Source organism: Rhizobium sp. PDO1-076 (assembly GCF_000247475.1).
Classification (GTDB): Bacteria; Pseudomonadota; Alphaproteobacteria; order Rhizobiales; family Rhizobiaceae; genus Allorhizobium.
This window is the reverse complement of the sequence record NZ_AHZC01000205.1, coordinates 1-2,622: the sequence shown is the minus strand read 5'-3', so window position 1 is coordinate 2,622 and position 2,622 is coordinate 1. Positions and strand designations below refer to the sequence as shown.

The 2,622-nt window shown below is 51.5% G+C and carries 2 protein-coding genes; both read right to left on the bottom strand.

Annotated elements, in window-relative coordinates:
• Positions 1-227: 227 nt before the first annotated feature.
• Positions 228-1,274, bottom strand: coding sequence for a helix-turn-helix domain-containing protein (locus PDO_RS27170; protein ID WP_007601986.1), 1,047 nt, complete (start codon positions 1,272-1,274; stop codon positions 228-230).
• Between the two features lie 153 nt (positions 1,275-1,427).
• The gene (locus PDO_RS12420) at positions 1,428-2,501 is read right to left on the bottom strand and encodes a helix-turn-helix domain-containing protein (protein ID WP_141649896.1); all 1,074 of its coding nucleotides are present in this window, start codon (positions 2,499-2,501) and stop codon (positions 1,428-1,430) included.
• Between the last annotated feature and the right edge of the window lie 121 nt (positions 2,502-2,622).

The following is a 2,622-nucleotide window of genomic DNA, read 5'->3' as shown; positions in this document are numbered from 1 at the left end:
CCGGCGAGACTTATCGCGCCTTACCGATATCGGGATCGGCATAACCATCGCCGCTGAACTTGTGGGTAATTGAAAGATACCTCGGATGCGTACCCTCACCACGCCAGACAGAGAAGACAACCTCAAAGGCTGACATTTGCCCGATGCCGTCAGGCCTCGCAGCTTCGAAAGCAAGCGTTGTTCACGCGGACAATTTCCCACAGGCAACGCACACAATCACGCGTCGGTTATGCCTCGCGCATTTGCAACAAAAACTCTGAGAGAGTATTGGGCGGCGTCTCCGAGGGAAGGTGTCCGCTCAGCTTCGCCAAACGAGCATCTTTCGCGCTGAAACCGAACTCTGCATGGAACTGGCGGCTGAAAAGCGCTGGATCGACGAATCCATAGCTGTAAGCTATAGAACTGATCAATCTGCAATCACTGGTGTCGGCAATGGCTTTGCAGCAGGCTTCCAGACGTCGTTGCTTGATGAATTTTGCCACGCCCCCGTACCGTTCAAAGAGATAATATAAATGGCGGCGCGAAATGCCGAGCGCCAGACAAATTGACGTCGGCGCGAGCTTAGATGATCTGAGATTTTCCAAGATATATTTCCGTGCCAGATTAAAGCGCCCCACCGCAATGGCTCCACCAGCCGCAGCTAGATAGTTCGCGGTGGGCTTCAGGGCCGCTAAAACAAGTTGCGTAAACGATTCGGTCACGAGAGATAAATCCCGAACGGGCATATTCCGGACGCAGATCTCCAAAGCGAGAATGTATTCACGTAGTATGGACACAAGAGGACCATCGATGCGACGGAAACAGACCGCATCGAGTAAATCGCAAAGTTCGGGAAAATTATCCCGATTGAGGAAGACGCGCGCACTGCGGCAGTGACCTGAACTACCCTGGAAGGGGGCAGCAAATGATATTGCTTGAACGCCACCCGCAGATCCTCTCAGCAATCGATCGCCGGATCGAAAAATCTCGTGACCGTGTCTCAGGGTGGACAAGCACCAGTGATCTACGCCGGTGCCTCGGACATGGTCGACTGAATGGGTGTATCTCATCGGATCGATGGTCGAAGAGACAAACTGTAATCTTCCTAAGTCATAGGCTCTGCCCCTTGCATGAAAACCAGATATAGCCTCTTCGTCTCTATCAACATCGGCCAATGGGGACACAAGCATTTTCCAGTACGCAAATTGGCATTCAGGATCATACAATGCAGTGGTGAAGCAATCGGCACGAACGAACTTCTCATTGCAGCAATTTGCCTCATTATTGAGGAGCAAGATAAACCTCCCTCTATGTGCAAAAATCGACACGCCAGCGCGAACTACCTTGAATGGAACGCGCCGGGGTGCAAAGTCCGAGATTGTTTCAAAAGCACCGCTGCGGATGCAAGATCGACGACGCATGCAAAGACGGCGAGAAAGGAGACGTTTCTAAGCCACATCAGTTTCCGGCCCATCGCCTCTTAGCCAACACAGGAAGGAATTCCGGTCTACCTCCCGCCTTGCCATCACGCGAAGTTCGGTGGGGCAGCAATCAAAGCGTGCTCTAAAAGCCCTGCTGAACCGCGCCATGTCAGTAAATCCATAATTTTCGGCAACTCTGCTGATCGAGCATTCTCCCCGAGATGCCAAAATCTCTCTGAATGCAGCCTCCAATCGTCGCGTCAATATATAACTGTAAACACCCCCATGGCTGTCGAATATCTTATAAAGTTGCCTGCGTGAAACAGCCAAAAATGCAGCAATACCATCTGGACTCAATGCGGGTGAGTCAATGTTTCTATCAATATACTTTCTTGCAAACTCAAATCGAGCGGCCATTATTGGCATTTCAGCCTCGGCGATAGCATCTTTCGAATAAGAAATACTCGCTCGAACCATGGAGAGAGTTGCGTCAGCGAGGGATACGGCATCCGCCTCTGTCGAATTTACCAAGACGCGACCCATAGCGCCAAGATAGCATCCCAAGAGAGGATGTGCCCTGACAGAATTCGCTGCTTGCGCAAGCCCATCCAATAGGCGCTCAATTCCCACGAATTTTTCCCGCGGCAAATATAGGAACAGGCTCTCACCGCCGCTCAAATGCCCACACCGCGACTGATCCTCATGTCGAACTTCAACCGCGTACCCCTCGAACCGAATCGAATTCCCCTCGATGTCGACGTCGGCCCAGCCCCTCATCCTCAGGATCATGACCCAATGCCCCCAGTCCGTCGCGAGGCCGGGTCTTTGAACCTGAGAAAATGAATACGCCTCGGTCTCCCCGAGCACAACGCGTAGCCCATTGAGGAGATAGCCAACACGCTGGGCACAAAACCCGTCGCGGGCATATCGTCCGGGAGGCAGTCGCGACCGTCCAAAGGCAGCAAACTCGTTATCATAGGCCACAAACTGCTCTGCGCGCGCAAAATCGCATGAAGAAAATCGATATTGTGGGATGATTTTATGCGCCGAAGAAATAGAATCGGCGAATGGTTGGCGGTCCTTAAGAATCATTGAACTCATGAAAATGTCACCCACAGAACATACCAAGTAGCCTAGATGTGATGACTGTTCGTGTTTATTTCACGAGAACAAACCTACACTTTTACTTGCCCTAGGCATTATTCGAACGATAATTTGAGAT

Excerpts from the sequence above, each read along its gene's own strand:
- PDO_RS12420 (WP_141649896.1), bottom strand. The coding sequence starts at position 2,501 with ATGAGTTCAATGATTCTTAAGGACCGCCAACCATTCGCCGATTCTATT.